3 protein-coding genes are annotated in these 3,048 nt (G+C 75.1%); 2 read left to right on the top strand and 1 reads right to left on the bottom strand.

Annotated features, from left to right (window positions below):
- Together C667_RS21675 and C667_RS21670 are read left to right on the top strand one after the other, a co-directional pair.
- A partial coding sequence (locus C667_RS21675; RefSeq protein ID WP_004384539.1) for a DUF3025 domain-containing protein occupies positions 1-830 on the top strand: 830 nt, incomplete at its 5' end.
- A 200-nt stretch (positions 831-1,030) separates the two neighbouring features.
- The gene (locus C667_RS21670; protein ID WP_004384536.1) at positions 1,031-1,945 is read left to right on the top strand and encodes a DNA ligase; all 915 of its coding nucleotides are present in this window, start codon (positions 1,031-1,033) and stop codon (positions 1,943-1,945) included.
- A 379-nt stretch (positions 1,946-2,324) separates the two neighbouring features.
- Here C667_RS21670 and C667_RS21665 read toward each other — a convergent pair.
- The coding region (locus C667_RS21665; RefSeq protein WP_004384534.1) for an ABC transporter ATP-binding protein at positions 2,325-3,048 on the bottom strand (724 nt) is incomplete at its 5' end.

Here is a 3,048-nt window from a genome sequence, read left to right as displayed (position 1 = left end):
CCGGCGCCCTCGCTGCCCCCGCCACCTTCGCCGAGCGCCGGCTGTTCGAGCCGATCGCGCCCCGGCTCGCCCGCTTCACCGCGCCCGGCGTGCCCTCACGTGCGGCGCTCGACGCCCTGCTCGCCGAGGCCGCACCCACGGCGCGCAGCGGTGGCGGAGCGCGGATCCGCTTCGCTGCGCCGGGCGAGGACGAGGCCGGCTACGAGGCGCATATCTTCGCCACCGGCGAGGTGCCGACTCGCGAGGGCGACTGGCACGACTTCTTCAACGCGCTCGCCTGGTGCGCCTGGCCACGCACCAAGGCCTGCTGCAACCGCCTCCACCTGGACGAGCTGCGCGCCCGCGCCGCCGCCGGCCTCGCCGGGCGCGGACCGCGGCGCGACGCGCTGACCCAGTTCGACGAGTGCGGCGTCGTCGTGGTATCCGCCGACCCGCTGGTCCCGGCCCTGCTCGCCGCACATGAGTGGGAAGAGGTGTTCTGGAGGCGGCGCGAGGCCCTGCAGCGCAGCACCCGCTTCCTCGTCTTCGGCCACGGCAGCTGGGACCAGCTGCGCGCGCCCTTCCCCGGCCTGTGCGCCAAGGCCCTCCACCGCGTGGTCGATCCCGCCTGGCTCGCGCTGCCCGCGGCGGCGGCGCTCGCCGAGACCGACGCCTGGCTCGCCGCCCACCTCGCCGCCGCGATCGGCGACCTCAGCCCGCGCAGCCTCGCACCCCTGCCGCTGCTCGGCATCCCCGGCGTGACACCGGATAGCGAATCCGCCGAGTACTACCGCGACACCCGCCAGTTCCGCCCGCAGCGCATGCCTGCGCGCGCCGCCGCCGACGCCTGAAATTCGGCCTGGCAGCGCATGCGCAACGCCGCTACAATCCTATTGTCATTTTCAGGCCTATGCCTTCGAGGTACTCGAGGAGGCCAGCACGGGCGCGGGCCGCTCCTCTCCCGTGCGGGGCTCGGCCGCCAGCCCTGACTGCGTCGGCGAGGCAGGGACGCAGTGGCGCCGCCGCCCGTGCCCGGACAGGAGGTTCGCCCGTGAGACCGTCCACCCGCATTCCCGCACCAGCCCTGCACGGGACGGCGACGCCCATCCGCAGCCTGATCCTGGCCCTCGCCCTGCTTCCGGCCGGCGCGTTCGCGCAGACCGCCGCGCCCATCGACGCACCCGCAGCGCCCGCGGCTCCCACGGCCATGCTCGCCCTCCGCCACGACCCCGCGATCGACCCCGCGGGCTGGTGGGTGAGCGAGAAGCTCGACGGCGTGCGCGCCTCGTGGGACGGCAGCGTGCTGCGTTTCCGCAGCGGGCGCACACTGCCGGCGCCGGCCTGGTTCCTCGCCGTATTGCCGCCGGTCGCCCTCGACGGCGAGCTCTGGCTCGGCCGCCGCCGCTTCGACGCGCTCTCCGGCCTGCTGCGCCGCGAGGATCCCGAGGACCCGCTGTGGCGCGAGGTGCGCTACATGCTCTTCGAGCTGCCCGGCGCCCCCGGCGACTTCGACACCCGGCTGGCGCGCCTGCGCAGCCTGGCCCACGCCGCCGGGGCGCCGTGGGTGCAGGCGGTCCCGCAGCGGCGCGTGCCCGACCGTGCCGCCTTGCAGCGCCTGCTCGACGAGGTCCTCGCAGGAGGCGGAGAAGGCCTCATGCTGCATCGCGCCGACGCCCGCTGGCAGCCCGGCCGCAGCGAGGCCCTGCGCAAGCTCACCCCCTGGCTGGACGCCGAGGCGCGCGTGGTGGGCTACCTGCCCGGCAAGGGCCGGCTGCAGGGCAGGGTGGGCGCGCTGCGGGTCGAGACCGCCGACGGCCGCCGCTTTCGCATCGGCAGCGGCCTCAGCGACGCGCTGCGCGCCAACCCGCCCGCGCTCGGCGCGCTCGTCACCTACCGCTACCGCGAGCTCACCCCCGCCGGCCTGCCGCGCTTTCCGCGCTACCTGCGCGAGCGCACGCTGCCCTGAGGCGCGAGCGCGGCGTTTCTTCCCCGTGCCGCCATCGATTGCCGGCCGGCCTTATTCGCGGCTGCCGCCGCTCCTACGTGGCATCCGACCGCGGTGGTTTATTGAAGGGCGGCGCCAGGCGCGAGCGCGGCGTTCCTTCCCCGTGCCGCCATCGGTCGCCGGCCGGCCTTATTCGCGGCTGCCGCCGCTCATGGGCCCGGACCGCGTCGGTTTCTGTAGGAGCGCCGGCAGGCGCGAAGGCGGCCTTGAAGTAGCCGCGGCGCGAACTCCATGCGCCGTCTTCGCGGCTGCCGCCGCTCCTGCATGGCATCCGAGCGCGGTGGTTTATTCAGGAGCGGCGCGAGACGCGAATGGACTCTGGCGGCAACCCCGCCCGCGCTCAGCCCTCCAGCTGCAGCGCCGCCAGGCGCGCATACAGGCCACCCTGGCGGCGCAGGTCGGCCGGGGTGCCGGTCTCGACGATGCGGCCGGCGTCCATCACCACGATACGGTCCACCTTCTGCACGGTGGCCAGGCGGTGGGCGATGATCAGCGTGGTGCGACCCTGCATCGCCGCGGCCAGGCCCTGCTGCACGAGGGCCTCGGATTCGGCGTCGAGCGCGCTGGTGGCCTCGTCGAGCAGCAGGATGGGCGCGCCCTTGAGGATCGCGCGCGCGATCGCGATGCGCTGGCGCTGGCCACCGGAGAGCCGCGTGCCGCGCTCGCCGAGGAAGGTGGCGTAGCCCTCGGGCAGGCGGGCGATGAACTCGTCGGCGGCCGCGGCGCGCGCGGCGGCCATCACCTCGTCGTCGGCGGCATCGGGGCGGCCATAGCGGATGTTGTCGAGCGCGCTGGCGGAGAAGATCACCGGATCCTGGGGGACGAGGGCGATGCGCGCGCGCAGGCTGCGCAGCGGCAGGGCGCGGATGTCGTGGCCGTCGATGCGGATCTGGCCCGCGCTGGCCTCGTAGAAGCGCAGCAGGAGCTGGAACAGGCTGGTCTTGCCGGCACCCGAGGGGCCGACCAGCGCCAGCCTTTCGCCCGCCGCGATGCGCAGGTCGATGCCGTCGAGCGCCGCCACGGCGGGGCGGGCGGGGTAGCGGAAGACGACGTGGGCGAGTTCG

This window comes from Thauera phenylacetica B4P (assembly GCF_000310225.1).
Taxonomy (GTDB): Bacteria; Pseudomonadota; Gammaproteobacteria; order Burkholderiales; family Rhodocyclaceae; genus Thauera; species Thauera phenylacetica.
Note: the sequence above shows the minus strand (reverse complement) of the source record. Positions and strands in the feature narration are given on the sequence as shown.